23 protein-coding genes and 3 pseudogenes are annotated in these 21461 nt (G+C 28.9%); 11 read left to right on the plus strand and 15 right to left on the minus strand.

The window, feature by feature from the left end; genetic code table 11:
- A pseudogene (locus BB045_RS01835) lies at positions 1-134 on the minus strand (IS6 family transposase); the annotation flags it as partial.
- A 71-nt stretch (positions 135-205) separates the two neighbouring features.
- Here BB045_RS01835 and BB045_RS01840 point away from each other — a divergent pair.
- From BB045_RS01840 to BB045_RS01850, 3 genes are all read left to right on the plus strand, one after another.
- Entirely contained in the window at positions 206-592 is a 387-nt protein-coding gene (locus BB045_RS01840; RefSeq protein WP_002499211.1) for a hypothetical protein, read from the plus strand.
- Positions 593-1141: 549 nt separating this feature from the next.
- Entirely contained in the window at positions 1142-1693 is a 552-nt protein-coding gene (locus BB045_RS01845) for a type III toxin-antitoxin system ToxN/AbiQ family toxin (protein WP_002488419.1), read from the plus strand.
- Positions 1694-1982: 289 nt separating this feature from the next.
- Positions 1983-2591, plus strand: coding sequence for a recombinase family protein (locus BB045_RS01850; protein ID WP_000583537.1), 609 nt, complete (start codon positions 1983-1985; stop codon positions 2589-2591).
- Between the two features lie 204 nt (positions 2592-2795).
- Here the strand turns inward: BB045_RS01850 and qacR are convergent, their stop codons facing one another.
- Positions 2796-3362 (minus strand): multidrug-binding transcriptional regulator QacR, encoded by a 567-nt coding sequence (gene qacR / locus BB045_RS01855; RefSeq protein ID WP_001832666.1) that lies wholly within the window; start codon positions 3360-3362, stop codon positions 2796-2798.
- Positions 3363-3539: 177 nt separating this feature from the next.
- On the opposite strand from qacR, the gene BB045_RS01860 reads away from it, so the two are divergent.
- The 3 genes and pseudogenes from BB045_RS01860 to BB045_RS12515 all read left to right on the plus strand — a co-directional run.
- Positions 3540-5084 (plus strand): quaternary ammonium compound efflux MFS transporter QacA, encoded by a 1545-nt coding sequence (locus BB045_RS01860; protein WP_000622776.1) that lies wholly within the window; start codon positions 3540-3542, stop codon positions 5082-5084.
- A 204-nt stretch (positions 5085-5288) separates the two neighbouring features.
- Positions 5289-5828 carry a hypothetical protein gene (locus tag BB045_RS01865; RefSeq protein WP_016931272.1) on the plus strand — a complete coding sequence of 180 codons (540 nt, stop codon included), beginning with the start codon at positions 5289-5291 and terminating at the stop codon, positions 5826-5828.
- An 84-nt stretch (positions 5829-5912) separates the two neighbouring features.
- A pseudogene (locus BB045_RS12515) lies at positions 5913-6047 on the plus strand (HAD hydrolase family protein); the annotation flags it as partial.
- Positions 6048-6171: 124 nt separating this feature from the next.
- Here the strand turns inward: BB045_RS12515 and BB045_RS01875 are convergent.
- Positions 6172-6885 carry a DUF536 domain-containing protein gene (locus BB045_RS01875; RefSeq protein WP_046309796.1) on the minus strand — a complete coding sequence of 238 codons (714 nt, stop codon included), beginning with the start codon at positions 6883-6885 and terminating at the stop codon, positions 6172-6174.
- A 384-nt stretch (positions 6886-7269) separates the two neighbouring features.
- On the opposite strand from BB045_RS01875, the gene BB045_RS01880 reads away from it, so the two are divergent.
- On the plus strand, positions 7270-8226 hold the full coding sequence (locus tag BB045_RS01880; RefSeq protein ID WP_046309798.1) for a replication initiator protein A: 957 nt from the start codon (positions 7270-7272) through the stop codon (positions 8224-8226).
- Between the two features lie 224 nt (positions 8227-8450).
- Here the strand turns inward: BB045_RS01880 and BB045_RS01885 are convergent, their stop codons facing one another.
- Positions 8451-8690 (minus strand): DUF3847 domain-containing protein, encoded by a 240-nt coding sequence (locus BB045_RS01885; RefSeq protein WP_046309966.1) that lies wholly within the window; start codon positions 8688-8690, stop codon positions 8451-8453.
- A 4-nt stretch (positions 8691-8694) separates the two neighbouring features.
- Positions 8695-8976, minus strand: coding sequence for a hypothetical protein (locus BB045_RS01890; RefSeq protein WP_075140436.1), 282 nt, complete (start codon positions 8974-8976; stop codon positions 8695-8697).
- A gap of 203 nt (positions 8977-9179) precedes the next feature.
- Here BB045_RS01890 and BB045_RS01895 point away from each other — a divergent pair, with 203 nt between their 5' ends.
- The 3 genes from BB045_RS01895 to BB045_RS11895 all read left to right on the plus strand — a co-directional run bounded on the left by BB045_RS01895 (position 9180) and on the right by BB045_RS11895 (position 12792).
- Entirely contained in the window at positions 9180-11102 is a 1923-nt protein-coding gene (locus BB045_RS01895; RefSeq protein WP_046309800.1) for a MobA/MobL family protein, read from the plus strand.
- A 477-nt stretch (positions 11103-11579) separates the two neighbouring features.
- Complete coding sequence (locus BB045_RS01900; protein WP_075140437.1) at positions 11580-12422, plus strand: hypothetical protein; 843 nt, start codon at positions 11580-11582, stop codon at positions 12420-12422.
- A 274-nt stretch (positions 12423-12696) separates the two neighbouring features.
- The gene (locus tag BB045_RS11895) at positions 12697-12792 is read left to right on the plus strand and encodes a type I toxin-antitoxin system Fst family toxin (protein ID WP_000889979.1); all 96 of its coding nucleotides are present in this window, start codon (positions 12697-12699) and stop codon (positions 12790-12792) included.
- 126 nt (positions 12793-12918) lie between these two features.
- Here BB045_RS11895 and BB045_RS01905 read toward each other — a convergent pair whose 3' ends face one another.
- From BB045_RS01905 to BB045_RS01935, 7 genes are all read right to left on the minus strand, one after another.
- Positions 12919-13809 carry a reverse transcriptase family protein gene (locus BB045_RS01905; protein ID WP_157768297.1) on the minus strand — a complete coding sequence of 297 codons (891 nt, stop codon included), beginning with the start codon at positions 13807-13809 and terminating at the stop codon, positions 12919-12921.
- Between the two features lies 1 nt (position 13810).
- Positions 13811-14110: a helix-turn-helix domain-containing protein gene (locus BB045_RS01910; RefSeq protein ID WP_046309805.1), complete on the minus strand. Its 300-nt coding sequence runs from the start codon at positions 14108-14110 to the stop codon at positions 13811-13813.
- Positions 14111-14757: 647 nt separating this feature from the next.
- Positions 14758-15285, minus strand: a complete 528-nt coding sequence (locus tag BB045_RS01915; protein WP_001831394.1) for a GNAT family N-acetyltransferase — start codon at positions 15283-15285, stop codon at positions 14758-14760.
- A 192-nt stretch (positions 15286-15477) separates the two neighbouring features.
- Positions 15478-16134, minus strand: coding sequence for a hypothetical protein (locus tag BB045_RS01920; protein WP_001831384.1), 657 nt, complete (start codon positions 16132-16134; stop codon positions 15478-15480).
- Positions 16135-16197: 63 nt separating this feature from the next.
- Positions 16198-16407, minus strand: coding sequence for a copper chaperone CopZ (gene copZ / locus BB045_RS01925; protein WP_001831373.1), 210 nt, complete (start codon positions 16405-16407; stop codon positions 16198-16200).
- 33 nt (positions 16408-16440) lie between these two features.
- Positions 16441-18828: a heavy metal translocating P-type ATPase gene (locus tag BB045_RS01930; RefSeq protein ID WP_001832797.1), complete on the minus strand. Its 2388-nt coding sequence runs from the start codon at positions 18826-18828 to the stop codon at positions 16441-16443.
- Positions 18829-18842: 14 nt separating this feature from the next.
- Positions 18843-19118 carry a metal-sensing transcriptional repressor gene (locus BB045_RS01935; RefSeq protein WP_001831396.1) on the minus strand — a complete coding sequence of 92 codons (276 nt, stop codon included), beginning with the start codon at positions 19116-19118 and terminating at the stop codon, positions 18843-18845.
- A 174-nt stretch (positions 19119-19292) separates the two neighbouring features.
- On the opposite strand from BB045_RS01935, the gene BB045_RS01940 reads away from it, so the two are divergent.
- Positions 19293-19568 (plus strand): glutaredoxin family protein, encoded by a 276-nt coding sequence (locus tag BB045_RS01940; RefSeq protein ID WP_001831374.1) that lies wholly within the window; start codon positions 19293-19295, stop codon positions 19566-19568.
- A gap of 40 nt (positions 19569-19608) precedes the next feature.
- On the opposite strand, the gene BB045_RS01945 is transcribed toward BB045_RS01940, so the two are convergent.
- From BB045_RS01945 to BB045_RS11900, 3 genes and pseudogenes are all read right to left on the minus strand, one after another.
- Positions 19609-20550: a cation diffusion facilitator family transporter gene (locus tag BB045_RS01945; RefSeq protein ID WP_001831389.1), complete on the minus strand. Its 942-nt coding sequence runs from the start codon at positions 20548-20550 to the stop codon at positions 19609-19611.
- Between the two features lie 362 nt (positions 20551-20912).
- Entirely contained in the window at positions 20913-21359 is a 447-nt protein-coding gene (locus tag BB045_RS01950) for a hypothetical protein (RefSeq protein ID WP_075140438.1), read from the minus strand.
- Between the two features lie 33 nt (positions 21360-21392).
- Positions 21393-21461 (minus strand): annotated as a pseudogene (locus BB045_RS11900) (IS6 family transposase); the annotation flags it as partial.

Here is a 21461-nt window from a genome sequence, read left to right on the forward strand (position 1 = left end):
GAATGATGAACGTTTACACCACGTTCTCTTAATATTTCAGATATATCACGATAGCTCAATGCATATCTTAGATAGTAGCCAACGGCTACAGTGATAACATCCTTGTTAAATTGTTTATATCTGAAATAGTTCATACAGAAGACTCCTTTTTGTTAAAATTATATTATAAATTCAACTTTGCAACAGAACCGAAATTATAGATAGAGTGAGTATTAATGGTAGAGATAAATTAATTCTAAAAGATGCCTTAGGATATCAGACAGAAAAAGATATAACAGGAATAAAGGATTTAAAAATTAGTACATCTCAAAAAAAATCTTGGTTAACGTTAGAAGACATTAAAATAGCTACGATGAGTCTAAGAGATAAACAATTACTGTTAAAAATGATTATAGGTTTAATAATATTTGGGGTCCCTACAGGGTATTTTGTGTGGAACTTCATCAGTGTCGTTGATGATTGGGATAGAATAATGCACGCAAATGATATATTTATGTATATGGGTCTTTTCACGTTACCATTAATGGTAACAGTTGAGTTATATGTAGTTGCATTTATTATTACCAAAAATTTATTTAAAAAGAAAAAATGATAACAAATTTAGATTAAGAGAAAATAACTTATCAAAGGTCGTATATTAGAACATGATATATATAGTTCGCCTATCTATCAAGAATCAATCTAGTCGCAGAGAGGGATCATTACTTTGCTAATCATTTTCGTTAATTGGACTATAACATTGGTTGGTGGAGAAATGTAAAAGACTATTATTATTGATTTTGTAGGATTTTTTTGGTTAATAAGTCTTTTCTTATACTATCAACAATACGGTAATTAGCTTGTCAAAGGATTTTACTCTTTCCAATCAATTGTGGATTTGTATCGGTGTAGAAAGTATTTTGTACCAAGCGTCTACCTGCTTTATTTCTAATGAAAAATCAGTTAGTAAATCTTTAATCATTTTTCTCTTAGAAAACCAATTTGAACGGTTCTGAGAAATATAATATAAAGATAAAAAATTGACATATGATTTATACAGTGCTAAAATTTAAAATGTATATAGGAGAGGTCTTGCCACAAGTAGACATTGAAAAAATAGAGAGTCCATGCTAAAAGTTGGAATTGAAAAAATGGAGAGGTCTTGCCACAAGTAGACATTGAAAAGCGACCAAATATTTGGTCGCTTTATTTTTATACTGTAGGAGAAATTATGAAATTATACTATGTTGATGAAGATTATATTAATGAATTAAGAAATGTAGATGAGAGAGTATTATTAAATAAATCCACTCGTCCTTATTTAGGAGTTGTATTATCTATTAATGATCTTAATTATTTTGTCCCCTTAAGTTCCCCTAAAGAAAATAAAAAACTAAATAATCAACTATCAATAAAATTGTTTGAGGTTAATAATATTCAAAATAGATTAGGATATCTATTATTTTTAAATATGATACCTGTTCCTGATAAATATCTTTCTAAAATAGATATGCAATACATAAAGGAGCAAGATTTAGAATATTATAACTTATTAACTAACCAATTAATTTTTATTAGGCAAGAAAATCAAAGAATCGTAAATAAAGCCCAAAAAGTATATAAAAATGCTGTGATAAAAAAAGTTTCATTTTTTGAATCAATGTGTGTAGATTATTTAGCATTGGAAAGATATGTGAAAGATTTAAAACAGTAAAAAAGATAATTCTGTCAATAATTCCCCTCAACATACTCAGAAGAATTTTAGTGTAAAGTCTTTGTAATTGTCTATCTTAGTTAATTAGATGTTTACTATTATTTCTATATTAATATATAGCTAAAATTAATAAAATAGAAGTCATTAGCTGAATTACTTATGAATCAAAATAAATTTTATATACAAAATGTCATTTTTGAGTACACCCTAATCATACAAAGAGAGTTATTGAATTTATAATAACTTAAACGTATGATTAGGGTGTATATTAATTGTGGAGTGAAAATGAATGATTATAGGTTATGCAAGAGTATCTTCGGTAGATCAGAATTTAGAGAGACAGCTAGATAATTTGAAAACATTTGGCGTAGAGAAAATATTTACAGAGAAACAATCGGGAAAGTCAGTAGAAAATAGACCCGTATTTCAAGAAGCACTTAACTTTGTGAGAATGGGCGATAGATTTGTAGTAGAATCGATTGATCGCTTAGGTCGTAATTATGATGAAGTGATTAACACAGTTAATTATTTAAAGGATAAAGAAGTTCAATTGATGATTACTAGTTTACCTATGATGAATGAAGTGATTGGTAATCCACTATTAGATAAATTTATGAAAGATTTAATCGTTCAAATCTTAGCAATGGTTTCAGAACAAGAACGAAATGAAAGTAAACGTAGACAAGCACAAGGTATTCAAGTTGCGAAAGAAAAAGGTGTGTATAAAGGACGCCCTTTACTATATTCACCTAATGCTAAAGATCCTCAAAAACGTATTATCTACCATCGTGTTGTTGAAATGTTAGAAGAAGGCAAAGCAATTAGTAAGATTGCGAAAGAGGTTAATATCACAAGACAGACAGTTTATAGAATTAAAAATGGTAAGGGATTATCTTGATAAATGGATTGTTAATGCAAATGAGATCTTCTCACAGCGTCCTAAATTATATGTTATTCATCTATTATGAGATTCTAATAATAAGACAAGAAAAGAGAGTGCGAATTCGCACTCTCCTTTTGTGTAGTACTATTGAAATTTTGTCTTAAAAACGAACGTAATTTAGAAATAATATTTATTGGTATTTCAAGAATATATATATAATTATTTACTAAGTCCATTTAAAAAAATTTGAGAGAACTTGTTCATAAGTTTAATTCTTTCATTAATATTTTGTTCATGTGTAAAGGTAACAATTCCATTAACAGCGTTTGCTGCTATTTTACTAACAGCATTAACATCATTAATACACCATTCGCCATTTAAATTACCCTCCTTAAAAATTACATGATAAGCATCTATATATTTGTTTTCTAATTTATTCATTTTTTCATTAATGCTATTAGTTTTATAATATTCAGTGCAAAATTCAATTATTGCGTTTTGAAGTGGATAATAGTATTCGGTTGTTAAAGATAGTTCATTATATAAATAAAATTTTTCTCTATTAGTTTTACATTTGATTTGTTCCTTTTTCCACTGTTCTTGCCATTTAGATTCTTCTATATTTAAAATTTCTAAAAATAGATTTTCTTTTGTTTTAAAGTGATAATAAAGATTCCCTTTACTACTTTCTGATAATTTAACAATTTCTCCAGTAGTAGTGGCATTATATCCATTTTTTATAAATAATTCCTTTGCGACACCTAGTATTTTATCTTTCAAGTTCATCACGCCTTTAATGAGTATTAAGTACTATCAATGATAGCACAAAAAATTCAAAGAATAATTGTATAACACAATACAGCCATTTAAATTTCGCAAGATTTTTTGTTGTAATATGTAAAAAAATAGATTACAATCCTTATAGACCGATCGCACGGTCTATAAGGATTGGAGGGAACTTAAATGATTTCATTTTTTACAAAAACTACTGATATGATGACATCAAAAAAAAGATGGACTGCACTAGTAGTATTAGCTGTTAGTTTGTTTGTTGTTACAATGGATATGACAATATTAATTATGGCTTTACCGGAATTAGTAAGAGAGTTAGAGCCTTCTGGTACCCAACAGTTATGGATAGTTGATATATACTCTCTTGTTTTAGCTGGCTTTATAATTCCATTGAGTGCCTTTGCTGATAAATGGGGAAGAAAAAAAGCATTATTAACTGGATTTGCTTTATTTGGCCTCGTTTCATTAGCTATATTTTTCGCAGAAAGTGCAGAGTTCGTAATAGCTATTCGATTTTTACTTGGTATTGCAGGTGCTTTAATAATGCCAACTACTCTTTCAATGATAAGAGTAATTTTTGAAAACCCTAAAGAAAGGGCCACTGCATTAGCTGTATGGTCAATCGCTTCATCGATAGGTGCTGTTTTTGGACCAATTATCGGAGGAGCTTTACTTGAGCAATTTTCATGGCACTCGGCATTTTTAATTAATGTACCGTTTGCGATAATAGCAGTTGTAGCAGGTTTATTTTTATTACCAGAGTCTAAGTTATCAAAAGAAAAGTCTCACTCGTGGGATATTCCTTCTACAATTTTATCAATTGCAGGCATGATTGGACTGGTATGGAGTATCAAAGAATTTTCAAAAGAAGGACTAGCAGATATTATTCCATGGGTTGTAATAGTATTAGCAATTACCATGATAGTGATATTTGTTAAACGTAATTTATCAAGTTCTGATCCAATGTTAGACGTAAGACTTTTTAAAAAGAGATCATTTTCAGCTGGTACAATTGCTGCATTTATGACAATGTTTGCAATGGCATCTGTTTTGTTATTAGCTTCACAATGGTTACAGGTTGTGGAAGAACTTTCTCCTTTTAAAGCTGGCTTATACCTATTACCTATGGCAATAGGAGATATGGTGTTTGCACCAATTGCACCCGGATTAGCGGCGCGATTTGGACCGAAAATAGTGTTACCTTCCGGAATTGGAATTGCAGCCATTGGCATGTTTATTATGTATTTCTTTGGTCATCCATTATCATATTCTACAATGGCTTTAGCATTAATTTTAGTTGGAGCTGGTATGGCTTCACTAGCAGTTGCATCTGCTCTAATAATGTTAGAAACACCTACATCAAAAGCAGGTAATGCAGCTGCTGTTGAAGAGTCTATGTATGACCTTGGAAATGTTTTTGGTGTAGCAGTACTTGGTAGCCTATCTTCTATGCTTTATCGTGTATTTTTAGATATTTCATCTTTTTCATCAAAAGGTATAGTTGGAGATTTAGCTCATGTAGCTGAAGAATCTGTAGTGGGCGCTGTCGAAGTAGCTAAAGCTACGGGGATAAAACAGCTTGCAAACGAGGCTGTAACATCATTTAATGATGCTTTTGTAGCAACTGCTTTAGTAGGTGGGATTATCATGATTATCATTTCAATAGTTGTCTATTTGTTAATTCCCAAATCACTTGATATAACTAAACAAAAATAGTACTAAACATATATTTTTAGATATTGTAGATTAGTTTATTTTTAAAATTAGTAATAGTTAAAAAGTAGAACCATTAATTTTAAATGGTTCTACTTTTTTATTATTAAGTAAAATTATAAAAGACAATTTCTTAAATTAATAATATGATATACCTATATCTAATAATTTATTAGTATTAATAAACCTTGAAAGGATGATTAACTGATGAATAGAGCAGATATTTTTAAAATATTTGATGTAGAACTTAATATAACTATATTTTTAGGAGCACTAGTAGCAACTTTCATCTATTTTATAAGTTACATGAACAATGTAAATGAATTAATTACATTATGCTTAACATTAGCTTTTCCTGCATATTTATTAAAAATTAGCAGATCGTTCGAGGTTATTTTATTAGAGGAAAAAATAAAAAATAGTAAAATCAAAATCTGTGACAAAGATAGAATTGAACGAGAGATACTGGTGAAAAAGAACCTAATAGATGAACTATTGTTTCCTAATAGAGTTATTAAAAAATATACACTGACAATTTTAATTTACAGTATAGGTATTATTATTCTTTTACTACTTTGTAATATGTTAAGTTATGGAATTGGTGAAAATGTCAATTTTATCTGGAGATTACTAGCTTGTTATGTAACGAGTGTCACAGTGATTATAGTTGCCTTGATTATAATGATAATGATATTTGATCTTATAATTGGATTACTATTAAATTTTCAAATATTTTTAAAAAATTAAAAGTATGATGACTTTTTATAATTATTCGATTTATATAATGAAAAATTAAATGATTAAACATAGAAACCTCAAAACAAACCATATTTAATAGAGTTTATGGCGCCTTATACAAATAAAGGCTATGCTGTTAAAGAATTATGTAGCTATCTTCAGATTAATATGGATGATGTTTATACTATTGGCGATAGAAAATTGATTTACCTATGTTTAATACCCTAGATAATTCTTCTGATAATTTAGTTTTTGTTAGAGTTTAACATAACTGATGATTATCAGAAGTTCCATCATTATAAAAGGTGTATCAAAGGTTTATAAACTCTTGATACACCTTTTATATTCATTTTTAATTACCAAACAGTTTACTCCAAAAACTTTTTTTAGAATGATTTTCGTTTCTGATATCCTCTTTCTGCTCACCATCTATTTTATTACCTTGTTGCGGTTCACTATCTTGTTGATTATCCTCATGTTTATCTTTACTTTCATCCCTAAAATGGGAAACCATTTTTTCTTTTTGACTATCTGAGTCACTGTTTATGGAATCCATATTTTCCATTGTTTCTTGAATTTCAATGTCCTGCCTCTTATTAGAAGAATAATTGAGTTGCCTTTCTTCTTCTAACTCAGACTCCAACCTTTGTATTTTTTTGTTACTTTCTAATGCTAATACTTGTTGGTTTTCAAGTAATTTCGACCTTTCTTGTAATTCTTTTCTATAAAATTCTATTGTCGTTTCATGACGTTTTTCTTGTTTTTCAAGTTGTTTATTTAAAGTATCTATTTGCTTTTCGAGTAGTTCAATTATTTGAACATCATATTTAGATTCGCTTTTTTTATTATCTGTTTTAACTTTCTCTGAACTTATATTAGTACTTTCAAAGCCATATTTCTTTTTATTTCTGATTACTCTTTGAATGATTTTTTCTACATCAACATCATTTTTAATGAATGAAGTATTATCCTGTTTTACTGTTTCTATATTCAATCTTTTTATATTATTAAATACAGTCTGTTTACTAACTTCCAATTCTTCACTTATTTCTTTAACGCTCTTCATATCTTCAACCCTTTATAAATACTTTATCAACCCTTTATAAATAAATTTTATCATAAATACTTTTATAAAGGGATCTTAAGCAATCTAAAAAACCTTTTATGAACACTTGACAAGATTATCGTCAAGTGTTCATAAAAGGTTTTTAGTGGGATTATAATATCTTTTATATGTTCTTTTTTAATGATATAATGTCCATAATACGTTTTAGTCCCAACTACTGGTAATAGTTGGGACTGGGTAATAAAACGTTACAATACGTTAGCTATTTAATTTGATATATGTATTATATACAACAATATCTACAGTTTGCAAGTCAAAAAGTTATGTGGATTTGTAATGTTTTATTACCTCTATTCAAATTTAATTGGAAAGAGGTTTTTTATTATGTCTCGTAAAAATATTAAAAATCAAGCAAATCAAAACTTTTATATGCTACATAAAGCATTATTTGTTAATGAAAAATATAAAAAATTAAGTGATAGTGCCAAAGTTACTTATGCAATTCTCAACGATAGAGTTAGCTTGTCGATTAAAAATAATTGGGTCGATGATAATGGGGATATATATTTCATTTTTACAAATGAAAGTCTCCAGAATATATTAGATAAAAGCAAGAATACAATTACTAAAATAAAAAAAGAACTTCAAGCAGTAGGGTTACTTGAACAAATACGCACAGGATTTAATAAACCTAATAAATTATATTTGCATGATATAGAAACTAATATTAGTGTAGAAAAAAGTATTCAATCCTCATCTATAACCTATAATGACAAGGAGTCCCAAATTTTGGGACTCCAGAATCCCGAATTTTGGGACTCCAGAATCTCAAAATTTGGGACTCCAGAATCCCAAATTTTAGACCCTAATGATACTGAGAATAATGATACTGATTATATTAAGACTGAGAATAATGATACGAATGATTTGAATGATAATAAACTAACTTTTTCTAATAATCATACAAATCATTCAAATCACGACATTTCAAACTTTAATAATGAGGCTTTAAAATTTCAACTACTCGAAGAACTACCGCAAAGTATTCAAAACTATCTAAGTAACTTTGAAGTAGCTGAAATTAAAATTATCAAAACTGTATTATTAAAAGCCAAAACATCTTTCAACAATTCTATTAATGAATATTATTTATTAGAAGATATGGAATTTGAAATTGTTAATGTTCTTAAGCGTTTTAAAGCTACATTGATTCAAAAAAACGAAACTGTTGAAGCAATGCAAGGGTACTTAATGAAATCTCTTAAATCTGAATTTGCAGAAGTACATACGCTTAATAAACGACGTGATAATTTACCAATCACTTCTTTATTTAATCAATAATACAATTTAATAGACCAACAATGATTCAATTAGAGAATATCTTTAATTAGATGTTCTCTCAACTGCAGACAAGCTTTATTTTCAATGAAATGTAATTAATGAATTAAGTGGGACTAAAAACGAAAAGTTTTAGTCCCATTTTTATAAACAATTTTTATTCATTGTTACTACTATCAGCAATTTTTTCTTTTTAGTGGAACCCAGGTATTTGTAAGCAAGATAAATTACTTCTTTTTAAATTTATTTGGCTTATTCGTATTAATGTAGTTGGCATAAATCTTTAACAATTCTTCTGTTTCATCAGGACTTAAATGCTCACATTCAAAATACTTTTCAAGCATTGCGCCTTTTCGAATCAATCTATGTGCTCTTTCTTTTCTATCTAAATTTTTTAATCTGTGTTTTCTTAATTCTGCTTTTTCAATTTCAGCATTTATTTTTTTGAAATTTTTAAAATCATTCATCGTATCACTTACTATTCTGGTTAATTTTGTCTTCTGTTAAATTTTTGTTGTTCCTGTCGCTGCTATTTTGTTCGATATCTTTATTAAATTCTTCAATGACTTTATCCATAATTTTATACAATTCATCACTAGAATTGATTATATTTAAATCAAGTCCGTTTAAAAAATAACGACCAATTTTATTAGATAGTTGTTCTTCTTGTTTTTTCTTTTGCTCTTTCAGTTGTTCAATTTGTTGTTCTAATTGACTTAATTTCGTAATATCTGTTTGTTTGATTTTAGACATTAAAAAACTCCCTTAGTTTATCTATATAAAGCATACCATAATTCATTGGGTAAGTCGCTCATTCATGGTATAATATAACCAGTTCTTAAGACACTGCCCATTTACATGCAAATTGAAAATTGGCATAAAAATGGGCAACCATACTGGTTGATCATTATAGTTCCCACAAGGGTTTAAATTCAAAAAAGAGAGGAGGTAAAATCATGGATAAAGGTTACTTTATGTTGAGAGTGACTAACATTAATCGAGCAACTAAAAATATCGTTGCGTCAGCATCTTATCGTTCTGATGAAGCATTATATAGTGAACGTACAGATGAAAAAATTAAGTTTCGAAATCATACTGTTAAGCCTGAAACCATGATTTTAACTCCTCAAAATGCACCTGAATGGACTAAAGATAGACAGCGTTTATGGAATGAAGTCGATAAAGTCGAAAAGAATAATGCGAAAACGAAAAACCCTAGATTAGCAAAAGAAGTCTTGTTAAGTTTGCCTAATGATTTTGATAGAAAAGTACAAACAGAATTAACAAAAGATTTTATAAAAAGTGAGTTTGTAGACAAGGGAATGGTTGCTGATATTTCAATTCATAGAGATGACATGAACAATCCACACGCTCATGTTTTACTGACTCAAAGACCTTTCAATTCAGACGGTACTTGGGGGAAAAAAACAAAAACAAGAACACGATATGATGAAAACGGTCATGCAATTTTAAATAAAAATGGTAATAAAATTAGAAAACAAGAACGTTTTGCCGACTTTGATTTCAAAGAAGTTCGTAAGCATTGGGAATTAAAATTAAACCAATATTCAGAACGCGAACAAAGTTTAAGACGATATGATAGTCGTTCTTTTGAAGATCAAGGTTTAGAAAAAATTGCGGAAATTCCACTGACAAGAGAAGAATATAGACTAGAAAAAAACGAAAAAAGACGCTGTGAAAAAGAGGGTATTGAGTACCACCCCGTTACTTATTACGGACAGAAAAATGAACAGATTAGACGATATAATTGTGGCGAAATATCACAATTATTTAGTGATAAAGAGAAAGAACAAGCACAAAATGAAATTAGATTATTTATTCAAAATGCTAACGAACAAGTAAGTAAAAATGAACAAAGTTATTCTATTTTATTTGATAGATATCAACGTGATGTTGGCTATTCAGAGGCGAAAGAAACAATTAAAAATACGTTTGACAGTACGTCTACCTTTGGTCGTAAAATTCAAAATGACTTACTTAAAAATGAAATTAAGAGACGTCAATTGAAATTCTATGCTAAAAATTATGATGAAAATTATCAGTTTAGAAAAGAAATTGAAAGTAAAGGATATAGTCAACAAGAGTTTGTTAATACTGTTGAAACTAACTATAAAGCGTTACTCAATGAGAAGAATAAGTTAGAAAGTAGAGAAGAAAAACGTAAAGAGATTTATCAATCAGCTAAAGACGTTTATCTTACTGAAAGTGAGAAAAATAACATAATTGTTCAGCAAATGTACCCTAAATCTCATCATCATTTTAACTATGATGAAAAAGCATTTATTGTTGATGAGGCACAAAAAGGTAATATTATAAAAGCCACTCATGTTCAATACCTATTCAAACAAAATAATAATATTCCTACTAATGTATTACTAGAAGATACTTATAAAAAAGCGAGTAAAGATGTTTTCTTTAGTCAAAGACATCTTAAAAATTTAGAAAAAGATAGCTTTGAATATAACGTTGAGTTGCAATTCATTAGAGAAAAAGAGAAAGAAATTGAAAGTTATAAAGAACACATTGATAATGATTTAAGAATAGATATAGGCGATAGAAACTTTGAAAAAGTCAAAGACCAAACACCTAATGAGAAAGTTCAATTACTCATTAAACTTGAGAAATATAATAACATCGATCAAGAAAAAGTTATCGAAAAACATATTAATCAGGTGGATAGAAATAATAATGACAATCATCTTGAACATGAATATGAACAATCTAATCATATTAATTTACCAACTATAAATGCCAGTGACTTCCTTATGTATTATACGAATGAAACTGAAAAACAAAACAATATTAATCATAAGAAAAAGAAGAAGAAACAAGATAGAAATAACCAAATGAGAAGATAGTAGGCCGTTGAAATGATACAAAGTTTATTCGGTTCTGTTGCAAAGTTAAAAATCATGTAATATTTATACTGAAAAACGAAAAATAATTAACAGTTACGAACTATTCCATATTGAAAGTGAATTTAAGAATAGTATAGGAATCGTAAATTATGAACAAATAAATAAGAAATCACCTCAATTAAAGAAACCTAAAAAGTAAAAGTTCATTTCTATTGTTCAACCATTCAATATGTTTCAGGAATAATATTTAGCAGTAATTTAATTATATTTTACTTGGTAATCGATCAAGATATTAACCCAATAGCACCTATTTTTATCATAATTACTACAATAAGGACATTAATATCTATATTGTATATGGGTTCATTAATTAAGATTTTAGGGATAATTTAATTGAAAATTTACTTTAGAAAAAAGATTTCAGAGTAAAACTAGAAGTATTTAAAAGGTATTATCGAAATGAAAGGAGCATTAATTATGACTTTTGACCCAAGTTTAGTAAAAGTAGAAACACATATTAAAGGAAATCAGATTAATTTCGGCTCGGACCCTAGCAAAAAAGAATTTAAAGAACTATTAGTTAATGAAATAGTAAAACATATCACTACTTACTATGAATCACTCGATGAAACAAATGAGAAAATCAAAATAAATATTGAGAATAGTTTAAAAAAACACCCAAATCAATTTGATAGTGCTAAAAATATGATCAGATTTGGAAAAGATGGTGTTTTCAGAGATTATATTAATGATAAAATGGATGATGAAAAAAAATTAAATAATTTAAGTAATAAGATATTTAATGAGTTTGAACAATTAAAATATCTAGGAGAATGTTATGATTTATTAATAAATTTGCGTGGGCAGAGAAAACAAATTATTACTTCCATACAAGAATTGGAAAAATTTAAGAAAAAAATTGCTATCATTGGACAATTTAAAAATCATCATAAAAAAGATATTAAAACTTTCGATTTTATATTATCCATTAAAGTTCGAATTAAGTATAACAAAGAAAATTATTCGTTTATTATGCTGAAAAATTCATTCACAAATGCTAAATATATGATAAAGGAATTTGATAAAGTTTCTTTATACAGTTTAACAAATATTATAGATAGATATATTGTTAAAGATTCAAATGGCGAATATAAAGAAGATAAAAATGGAAATTACTTGTTAGATGATATTTTGATAAGTAAAATTAAAATATTCTATATCAAAGAGATAAAGAATGCAATAAATAAAGAAATTAAAAGAATCAATAAGTTCCGTAAAGATAACTACGATACAAAAACGGTATACGGTCATTTTCTATAAATACTAAAATCACGCCTGGATCAGGCTTGATTTTCTTTAAGTCCAAAACTTAAAGAATCCACTCTTCCATTAAATTATAAGATTATTGAACACCATATTAAATGAATACAAATAATTGTCAAATGTAATTAGTTTTGCTTTAATCATTTTAGGGTTACTTTCACATAATTCAACTTATCGGAAGTAGATATGCTTGTATATTCACAGATGATATAATAATAGAGTCGCCTATCTCTCAGGCGTCAAACTTAGACGCAGAGAGGAGGTGTTATTCATGCTAGAAATTCTTGTTCACATCACGACCACAGTCATCAGTGGTTGTATTGTTGCGTTATTTACGCATTGGCTACGTAATCGCAACGATAAATAGGCGACTATAGCCACACCTAAAAAAATCCCCTCACTACTGCAATAGTGAGGGGATTGGTGTATTCACGCTAGAATTCTTGTTAATCACATTATAACACTGGTTAATAGAGGAATGCAAAAAACTAATTTAAAGTTTTTTTACATATGAATTAGTACCATTAAAATGGTTTGGTTCGATTAACCTAGCAGCATTAATCTTTCCTTTTAATGATATTACTTGATGTTTTCGTTCCTGGTTATTTTTTATATCTTCAAAATCTTTTAAAATACTCATTCTTAAATTATTTGGGATTTTTAACTCATGATTCTTTAATATAACTCCTGTGATTTTTGCACCTTTTTTAACTGACTTATAATTTGTTTTTTTATACTTTAAAGAATGATCGAATTTTCGAGCTTCTATGTCGATATAATTAATTAATTTTTGATAATTAAAAGAATTCCCTTTGGAAAAAGTTAAATCATCTACATATAAAGTCATTTTACAATTGAACTCTTGACTAACATTAAACATATTAATAAACATTTCTTCATATGCAAAATAAGCAAGAATTTGGCTACTTGGAGAACCAGTAGGTATATAATTTAAAGTAGTTATATCAGACAATAATTTTGCAACGTCTGGTGAAGTTAACAGTTTTTTTGCAAAAAATTGATACACCCTATCACGAGAGCAATTATTATAGAAACTACGAATATCTGTTGTACAAACATATTGAGCTCCAATGTGATAATGAGCATTATCTAAATATGATTTTTCTTTGGTAGATGATATGACCCAATCAGGCTTTTCAATTTTATTGAGTAAATTGAGTACTCTTTTTTGTATAACTTTCAACTCTTTTTTAGGAGCTGTAATTTGTCTTTTGTTATTGAATGTATAGTATTCTTGTTCAATAGACTTTGAAAGTCTATTTAGATTATTTAAATCAGTTTTAAGTAATCTAGCTAACTTTTTCTTTGATTTACATTTATAAAAAGCACACTGATGGATTGGATATGTTTTTAATTGCTTCAAATCATTTTTCCTCCAATTCATCAGTGTGTTTATTCAAAATTTTTATTAATCTTTTTTGTATAAACATCTCAGGTTTACTTTTTCGTCTGTTTTCACTATAGTCTTCAGCCATTAACATAATAGTAGAAACTTTTATTTCAAATACTTGAGAATATTTATTTAATAATTCTAAAGAAGGAGTCTTTTTACTGTTTTCTATTTCAGAAAGATAGCTAGGAGATATACCAATGTCATGAGCTAAATCTTTTGCTGAAACGGAGTATAGTAGTCTTAATTTTTTTAAAACTTCTCCTATTTTCATAATAATTCACCTCTTTATTAAAAAAGAATCAGGAAGGAACTAACACATTACTTAAATAGTTCAGTAACAGAATTAAGTAGCTTGATAGATAAATGGACAATATCCAGTAATTCTTTGTAAAACTGAAATTTCCATGTGCTACTATTCTTAGTTAGTTTTACTTTTTTTGAAGAACTTTTATAATTTTTCATAGTTTTCTACTCCTTCTGTGTCTATTGGATTATATAAATATATAGACACCCCTCAGAAGAAACGGTACAAAAAAAGTTCAGCCTTCCCGATAAATTTCGTGTTCGGAGGTCCCCTCCGAAGAACACGAGGCGCTTGTAGCGCCGAGGTCTTCTCGGACTACGCAATCATCGTGCAGCGCCTTAAAAGGTAGAATGAATAGTTAAGTTCATTCCTCGAGCAAGTTGCTCCAATGTATAGGGGATTACCATTAAAAGTTCTTGAATATAATATAACACAAAGAAATTTTATTAGCAAATTAAATTCGCTAATAGTGAATTTAAGCGTATTTATATAAAGAAATTTATCTTGGTGAAGGAAATCTTATATATTAAATATATGCTAATTTACAGTACGCTCTAAATAAACAAAAATAGTCCTCTTATTAAAATAAGAGGACTATTTTTGTTTAAAATTATTCAAGACCATTCGCTTTCTAACATACTCATTTGCCATAAATTATAATATTCTCCATTTAATTTTCTAAAGTCTCTTTTTTCTCCTTCTTTTATAAATCCAATCTTTTTGTAACTTTTAATAGCTGATTTATTAAAGGCAAAAACACCTAATTCAATTCTGTGTAGTCCCAAATCTTCAAAAGCCTTTTTCAATAATTTCTTTATTATTTTAGGGCCTAATCCTTGGCCACGCATTTGCGGATCACCTACTAAAACTTTACTTAACGTGGCGGAACAATTTTTAAAATCTATATTATTTAAAGCAATATGACCTATAATTTTTTTTGAATTATTTTCTTCAATGATAACTTTATAAATTATTTTACTAGAATTTTCTTTATTTGTGTCTTTAATATATTCCTTTAATTGTTCTTCATCTAGGGGATAATTAAAATCTGTACCTGCCCATTTGACTAAAAGTTCAGGAGAGTTTATCCAGTTTATTAATAAATCAAAATCTTTCTCCTCAAAATATTCAAACTTAATCAATAAATTACTCCTTAAATAATAGGTTATTAACTATAAAAATTCAGTGAATGTTGCAATATAAACAACCACTACAATTTTTTGATACTTTCTTCATCAACTTTCTATCTTAAATTTTCGATTTTTTATAAAGCGTTTTGTATTATCTAAATAACTCTTTACAATTTACTGATTTTTAAGCTTTTGCTAATAGATTTATGCAACTTTAATATTATAAGTAAATCTATGCACTTCATCATTAAATTTAAATTCTGCCCAAATTTTATACATCCCTTTTTTAGGAAAATGAGCATAAAAGGTTGTAGAATCAGGTGATTCTGGGTGAACATGAATATAATCAGTTAATTGCTCATCAAATATAATCACATGTCCTAAAGCTCCTAAATAAGGTTGGGGAGTTAATTCTGTATTGAAAGTTAAAGGGACATGTTCATCTTCTTTAGCACTTATAGAATTTAAAGTTACATGAACTCCTTTGTTAACTTTTACCCAATTTTTATCAGAATTTAAAGATGTTGTAGAGGTTATTTTATCTCCAATTTGCAGTTCAATAGGATGAACGGAATACACATGGTTTTTTGGTGTAACATCAACAAAAGCCTGGTAAGTTCCTGGCTCTAATTGTTGGTTAATTATAAATAAACCTTCATGCTTTTTTTGAGGGTGTAGGTGGTAATATTTCTCCATGTCATTAGATACTAAAACGAAATGCATTTCTTTTTCATGCATAGTATCTAATAATGGGGCATTATTAAATTCATCTTCTAACGTAATTTCTATATTACCATCTCTATATACAACATTTGCTTTAATTTCGGGTTTGTTTGAATGATATTCATGATTATGATTCATATTTTTATCCTCCTTAATTTTTAATAAGGGCATATCATTAAACGATATGCCCAACTATTTAAATTATTTAATTACATCGTAACCTTGATCTTCAATAGCTTCTTTAAAGTCGTTGAAAGCTACTTGATTTTCATCAAATTCAACTTCCACATTCCCATTCGCCAAGCTTACTTCTGAAGATGTTACACCATCTAATCCATTTAATGCTTTTTCAATTGAATGCTTGCAATGGTCACAGCTCATACCTTCTACATTAATAACTTCGTTAGTCAATGTTGTCACCTCCTTTCAAGAAATATAAGATTCTTATAATTTCATACGTTTTAGACGTAAAGCGTTTGTGACAACACTTACAGAACTTAAAGCCATTGCTGCTCCCGCAACCCAAGGTGCTAGCAGACCAATTGCTGCTATAGGGATACCTGCAACATTGTAACCAAACGCCCAAAATAGATTTTGGCGAATATTACGAATTGTAGATTTACTTGCTTTTATTGCTTTTGGAATTAATAAAAGGTCTCCTCCTAAAATAGTTATATCAGCAGCTTCGATTGCAACTTCTGTACCTGTACCAATGGCAATACCAATATCTGCTTTAACTAGTGCTGGAGCATCATTGACACCATCTCCAACCATAGCTACTTTTTTACCTTCAGATTGAATTTCTGCTACTTTAGAAGCTTTTTCTTCTGGTAAAACCTCTGCAATAATCGTGTCTATACCAACTTGTTTTGCTATTGCTTGTGCGGTACGTTTGTTATCACCAGTTAACATAGCAACTTCAATACCTAATTCATGAAGTTTTTGAATAGCTTGTTGGGCAGTATCTTTAACTGTATCAGCTACAGCGACAACCCCTCTCAATTCGTTATCTACGCTTATAAGCATTGCAGTTTTTCCTTCTTTTTCAAATTGAGCGAGATTTGTTTCAGCTTCATTAGTTTGGATTCCTTTTTCACTCATTAGTTTTCGATTTCCGACAAAAAGTTCTTTACCATCAATTGTTGCATTTATACCGCGCCCTGGTATAGCTTCAAAATGGTCTACTTCTAAAAATTCTAATGATTTTTCTTTAGCATAACTTACGATAGCTTCAGCTAGTGGGTGTTCAGAACCTTTTTCTGCACTAGCTAACAATTGTAATGTTTGATCATCTCCACTAAAATCAGTGACTTCAGGTGTGCCATTTGTTATAGTGCCAGTTTTATCTAAAACAACTGTATTAATAGCGTGTGTACCTTCAATGTGTTCTCCACCTTTAAATAGAATGCCATTTTCAGCAGCTTTTCCGGTACCCACCATTATAGAAGTAGGCGTAGCTAAGCCTAACGCACAAGGACAAGCGATAACTAATACTGCTATTGCAGCAACTAAGGCTGGTTCAAATTGTCCCGGCTGAACTAATGAAATCCATATAATAAATGTGAAAATCGCGATACCTACAACGATAGGTACAAAATATCCAGAAATAATATCTGCTAGTCTTTGTATTGGCGCTTTAGAACCTTGCGCTTCTTCGACAACTTTAACAATGGAGGCAAGAGCTGTATCTTTACCAACTTTTGTTGCTTCAACAGTAATTGCTCCATTTTTATTCATTGTTGATCCTATAACATTATCATTTTGCATTTTTTCAACAGGAATAGATTCACCTGTCAACATTGACTCGTCAATTGAAGTCATACCTTTAATTATTTTGCCATCTACTGGTATTTTTTCTCCTGGTTTGATAACTAAATAGTCTCCTTCTTTTACCTCACTTAAAGGAACCATAGTCTCTTCACCGTTGCGTAATATACGTGCTTCTTTAGCTTGTAAATTCAACAATTTACTTAACGCATTTGTTGTTTGTGTTTTAGCACGTGCTTCTAAATACTTTCCGAAAAGAATTAAAGTAATTAATACAGCACTTGTTTCAAAATATAGGTGTGGCTCATAATTTGTATTAATTAACCACTTAATCGATTCATAAATACTATAAAAGAAGGCTGCGCTTGTACCTAAAGCGACAAGAACATCCATATTTGCTGACCCATTACGAAGGTTTTTATAAGCGCCTACATAAAATTGCCAACCAATAACAAATTGAACAGGCGTTGCTAATACAAATTGGAACCACGGGTTCATAAATATATGTGGTATTTGAATACCAAATAAATGAACGAACATTGTCATTAACAATGGAGCTGCTAAAACAGCTGAAACAACTAATTTAATTAACTGTCGTTTTAATTGTTTTTCTTTTTGGGAACTTTTTTCTGATGCTTCTTTTTTAGGTTGTGCCTCATACCCTAGGTTTTTAATACGTTGTTGAAATTCATCTACAGACGTCATATCAGGGTTGTATTCTACAGTAGCACTTTCTGTGGTTAAATTAACTGTAGCCTTATTTACACCTGAGATTCGATTTAAAACTTTTTCGATTTTATTCGAACAAGCTGCACACGTCATTCCCATTACATCGAGATCCACTTTTTCGGTTAAAACTCCATAACCTGTTTTTTGAATTGTATTTGCAATATCTTCTAATGATGTAACATTGGGGTTATATTCAATTGTAGCTTTCTCTGTAGAAGGATTTACATTAGCGTTAACTTCATCTAATTTATTTAGATTTTTTTCTACTTTATTCGAGCAAGCTGCACATGTCATGCCTGTGATACCTAATGAGGTTTTTTTAATATTTTCACTCAATTATTTCTTTCCTCCTATTTTGAAAATTGTTTTAATACAACCATCAATTCTTTGATACTTTCTTCTCCGTTGCCATTTTTAATACCTTCACTTACACAATTAGATATATGGTCTTCAGTTACTATAAAACCCACTTGTTTTAGGGCTGATTGTATTGCTGTTATTTGTACTAGTACATCTATACAATATCTATCTTCTGCTATCATTGATTGTAAACCGCGCATTTGTCCTTCTAATCTTTTGAGTCTATTGAGCAATGCGTCATTGTTTTTAACAGTAGTAGTGTTCAATTTCACCCCTCCTCATATACCCTAACGGGGTATCTCTTGTTGGAATCTATATTATACCCCTAGTAGGTATAAGTCAATACAAAAGTTTCATATAAAAAATTAATATTTATAGTTTGTTTTAAGAGGTACACTTGTATAAAATGTATGCTAAAACTTATATTAGGAGAGATATATTTGGATAAAAATATACAACTTGAGCTTTACACAAGACCTACATGCTCTGATTGCCAAGAATCAAAAAGGTATTTAAACTCTCAAGAGATTAGTTATAGTCATAAAGATGTAAGTCAAAATTTGGACTTAGAAGAAGAAATGAAAAAAATATCAGGCAACCGAATTGTTCCCTTATTTGTTTTTTATAAAAAAATTTTTTGGGGTAAAAAAAAGTTGTTTAAATATTACGTGGGATTTGAAAATAACAAAAAAGATATATTAAATATATTGGAATAATTAAATAAACAGCCATTATTAAAAAATAATGGCTGTTTATTTAATGATGATGTTGACTGTCTTCTTCTTTCACGATACAAAACAATTTTTCACTATGATTATTGTTAGAAGTTTCAGTCTGTATTGTGACATGTTGAATATTTTGATGATTGAGTTCATGTTCTATACGTTTAAGTAAAAACTCATTTTCAGTAATGGTCATTGTATCTTCTACAACAATATGACAAGATAACGCGTTTAATCCGCTAGTTACTGACCAAACATGAAAGTCATGAATATTTTTAACTTCTTTGAATTTTTTAATAGTTTTAATAATGTCTTTTGTATTTATATTGCTTGGTGCTCCCTCCATTAATACATGAAGACTTGATTTTGTTACATAAAAGCCGCTACGTAGTACTAAAATTGCTACAATCACACTTGCTAAAGGATCCGCCCACCCCCATCTAAAAAATATAATGAGAAGGGCTGCTATAACTGCACCTATAGATCCAAGCATGTCGCTTATTACATGCAAATATGCTCCACGCATATTTAAGTTTTCTTCTACATCGCTCCCGCGCAGCATTATCCAAGCCACAATAATATTAATAAACAAGCCTACCAAGGCGATAATTAACATGCCTGTAGAAGCTACCTCAGGGGGGTTTTTAAATCTCTCAATAGCTTCATAAAAAATATAGATAGCTATTAACATCAAAGTAATACCATTAAGTACAGCTGCTAGTATTTCAAACCTTTTGTAGCCAAAAGTTTTATTTGTATTAGCTTGCTTCGCTCCTAAAGTAAATGCAATTAAAGCAATACCTAAAGAAATAGAATCACTTAACATATGACCAGCATCTGAAATTAACGCAAGACTGTTAGTAAAGAAACCACCTAACCCTTCTACAATCATGTAACTTGTAATAATAATAAAACTAATTAATAAAGTCTTTTTGTTCGCGCCATGTGTATGATTATGATTGTGATCGTTTTCCATTTAATCCCTCCTCTTTTTAATGATGAAAAATATTTTCTATAATTTGAATTTTTGTTTTTATAACTATAGAGTTAAAAAATATAAAATTTCAATTAATGTTTTGTTACTCGAAGAAAATCATACTAACTTATGAATATATGCTCATATATTCATAAGTTAGTATGATTTTTATCCTTTGTCAATATAGAAATGCTTTGTATTTTGTATATTAAATAAAAACCCTACTTTGCTTTGGACAGTAGTGGGATTTTTGCATATGATAAACCACACTTCACTTGCTAAATATTAACTATATTATAATTAACAAGTGATAATTTCTTTTTAGAGAAAATAATGTATTCACGCCTTTAGGCGTGAATACATTATTTTTTTTTGAATAGTTTAGAAAAGATAGATTGTTTTTGTTCATTTTTTTTTGATGCTTTTGGAGTAATGATATCTTCTTTTGAATCTATATTATCAGTTTCTATTTTTTTGGTATTACTTAATATATTTTGGCTATTTAAATTCAAAGATTGTTCTTGTTTTAATGCAATTGTTAAATCGTCAATTTGTCGATTCTTTTGTCGAATTTCTGATTCTAAATGCTCTATGTATTTATCGATATAACTGCTATATTGGTTATTTAATGATTCTGTTTTGTTTGTCGATTTTTCATCAAATTTTGTCGATTCTTTTGTCGTTTTTTTATTTAAAATTGTTTTTAGATAATCTATTGTATTATCATCTATTAATGATTTGTTACCTACTTTGTTTACCTTCAAATTTGAAGGTAAACTTTTTAGGTTCTGTTGCAAAGTAAAAAATATAGCTAATCACTAATATATCATGTCAGTGTTCGTTTAACTTGCTAGCATGATGCTAATTTCGTGGCATGGGGAAAATCCGTAGATCTGAAGAGACCTACGGTT

The sequence above is a fragment of the Staphylococcus sp. MB377 genome (assembly GCF_001922505.1).
In the GTDB taxonomy this organism is placed as follows: domain Bacteria; phylum Bacillota; class Bacilli; order Staphylococcales; family Staphylococcaceae; genus Staphylococcus; species Staphylococcus haemolyticus.

Excerpts from the sequence above, each read along its gene's own strand:
- BB045_RS01945 (WP_001831389.1), bottom strand. The coding sequence starts at position 20,550 with ATGGAAAACGATCACAATCATAATCATACACATGGCGCGAACAAAAAG.
- BB045_RS01910 (WP_046309805.1), bottom strand. The coding sequence starts at position 14,110 with ATGAAAATAGGAGAAGTTTTAAAAAAATTAAGACTACTATACTCCGTT.
- BB045_RS01875 (WP_046309796.1), bottom strand. The coding sequence starts at position 6,885 with ATGAAGAGCGTTAAAGAAATAAGTGAAGAATTGGAAGTTAGTAAACAG.
- BB045_RS01865 (WP_016931272.1), top strand. The coding sequence starts at position 5,289 with ATGAATAGAGCAGATATTTTTAAAATATTTGATGTAGAACTTAATATA.
- BB045_RS01860 (WP_000622776.1), top strand. The coding sequence starts at position 3,540 with ATGATTTCATTTTTTACAAAAACTACTGATATGATGACATCAAAAAAA.
- BB045_RS01920 (WP_001831384.1), bottom strand. The coding sequence starts at position 16,134 with ATGAATCATAATCATGAATATCATTCAAACAAACCCGAAATTAAAGCA.
- qacR (WP_001832666.1), bottom strand. The coding sequence starts at position 3,362 with ATGAACTTGAAAGATAAAATACTAGGTGTCGCAAAGGAATTATTTATA.
- BB045_RS01890 (WP_075140436.1), bottom strand. The coding sequence starts at position 8,976 with ATGTCTAAAATCAAACAAACAGATATTACGAAATTAAGTCAATTAGAA.
- BB045_RS01900 (WP_075140437.1), top strand. The coding sequence starts at position 11,580 with ATGACTTTTGACCCAAGTTTAGTAAAAGTAGAAACACATATTAAAGGA.
- BB045_RS11895 (WP_000889979.1), top strand. The coding sequence starts at position 12,697 with ATGCTAGAAATTCTTGTTCACATCACGACCACAGTCATCAGTGGTTGT.
- BB045_RS01880 (WP_046309798.1), top strand. The coding sequence starts at position 7,270 with ATGTCTCGTAAAAATATTAAAAATCAAGCAAATCAAAACTTTTATATG.
- BB045_RS01885 (WP_046309966.1), bottom strand. The coding sequence starts at position 8,690 with ATGAATGATTTTAAAAATTTCAAAAAAATAAATGCTGAAATTGAAAAA.
- BB045_RS01895 (WP_046309800.1), top strand. The coding sequence starts at position 9,180 with ATGGATAAAGGTTACTTTATGTTGAGAGTGACTAACATTAATCGAGCA.
- BB045_RS01850 (WP_000583537.1), top strand. The coding sequence starts at position 1,983 with ATGATTATAGGTTATGCAAGAGTATCTTCGGTAGATCAGAATTTAGAG.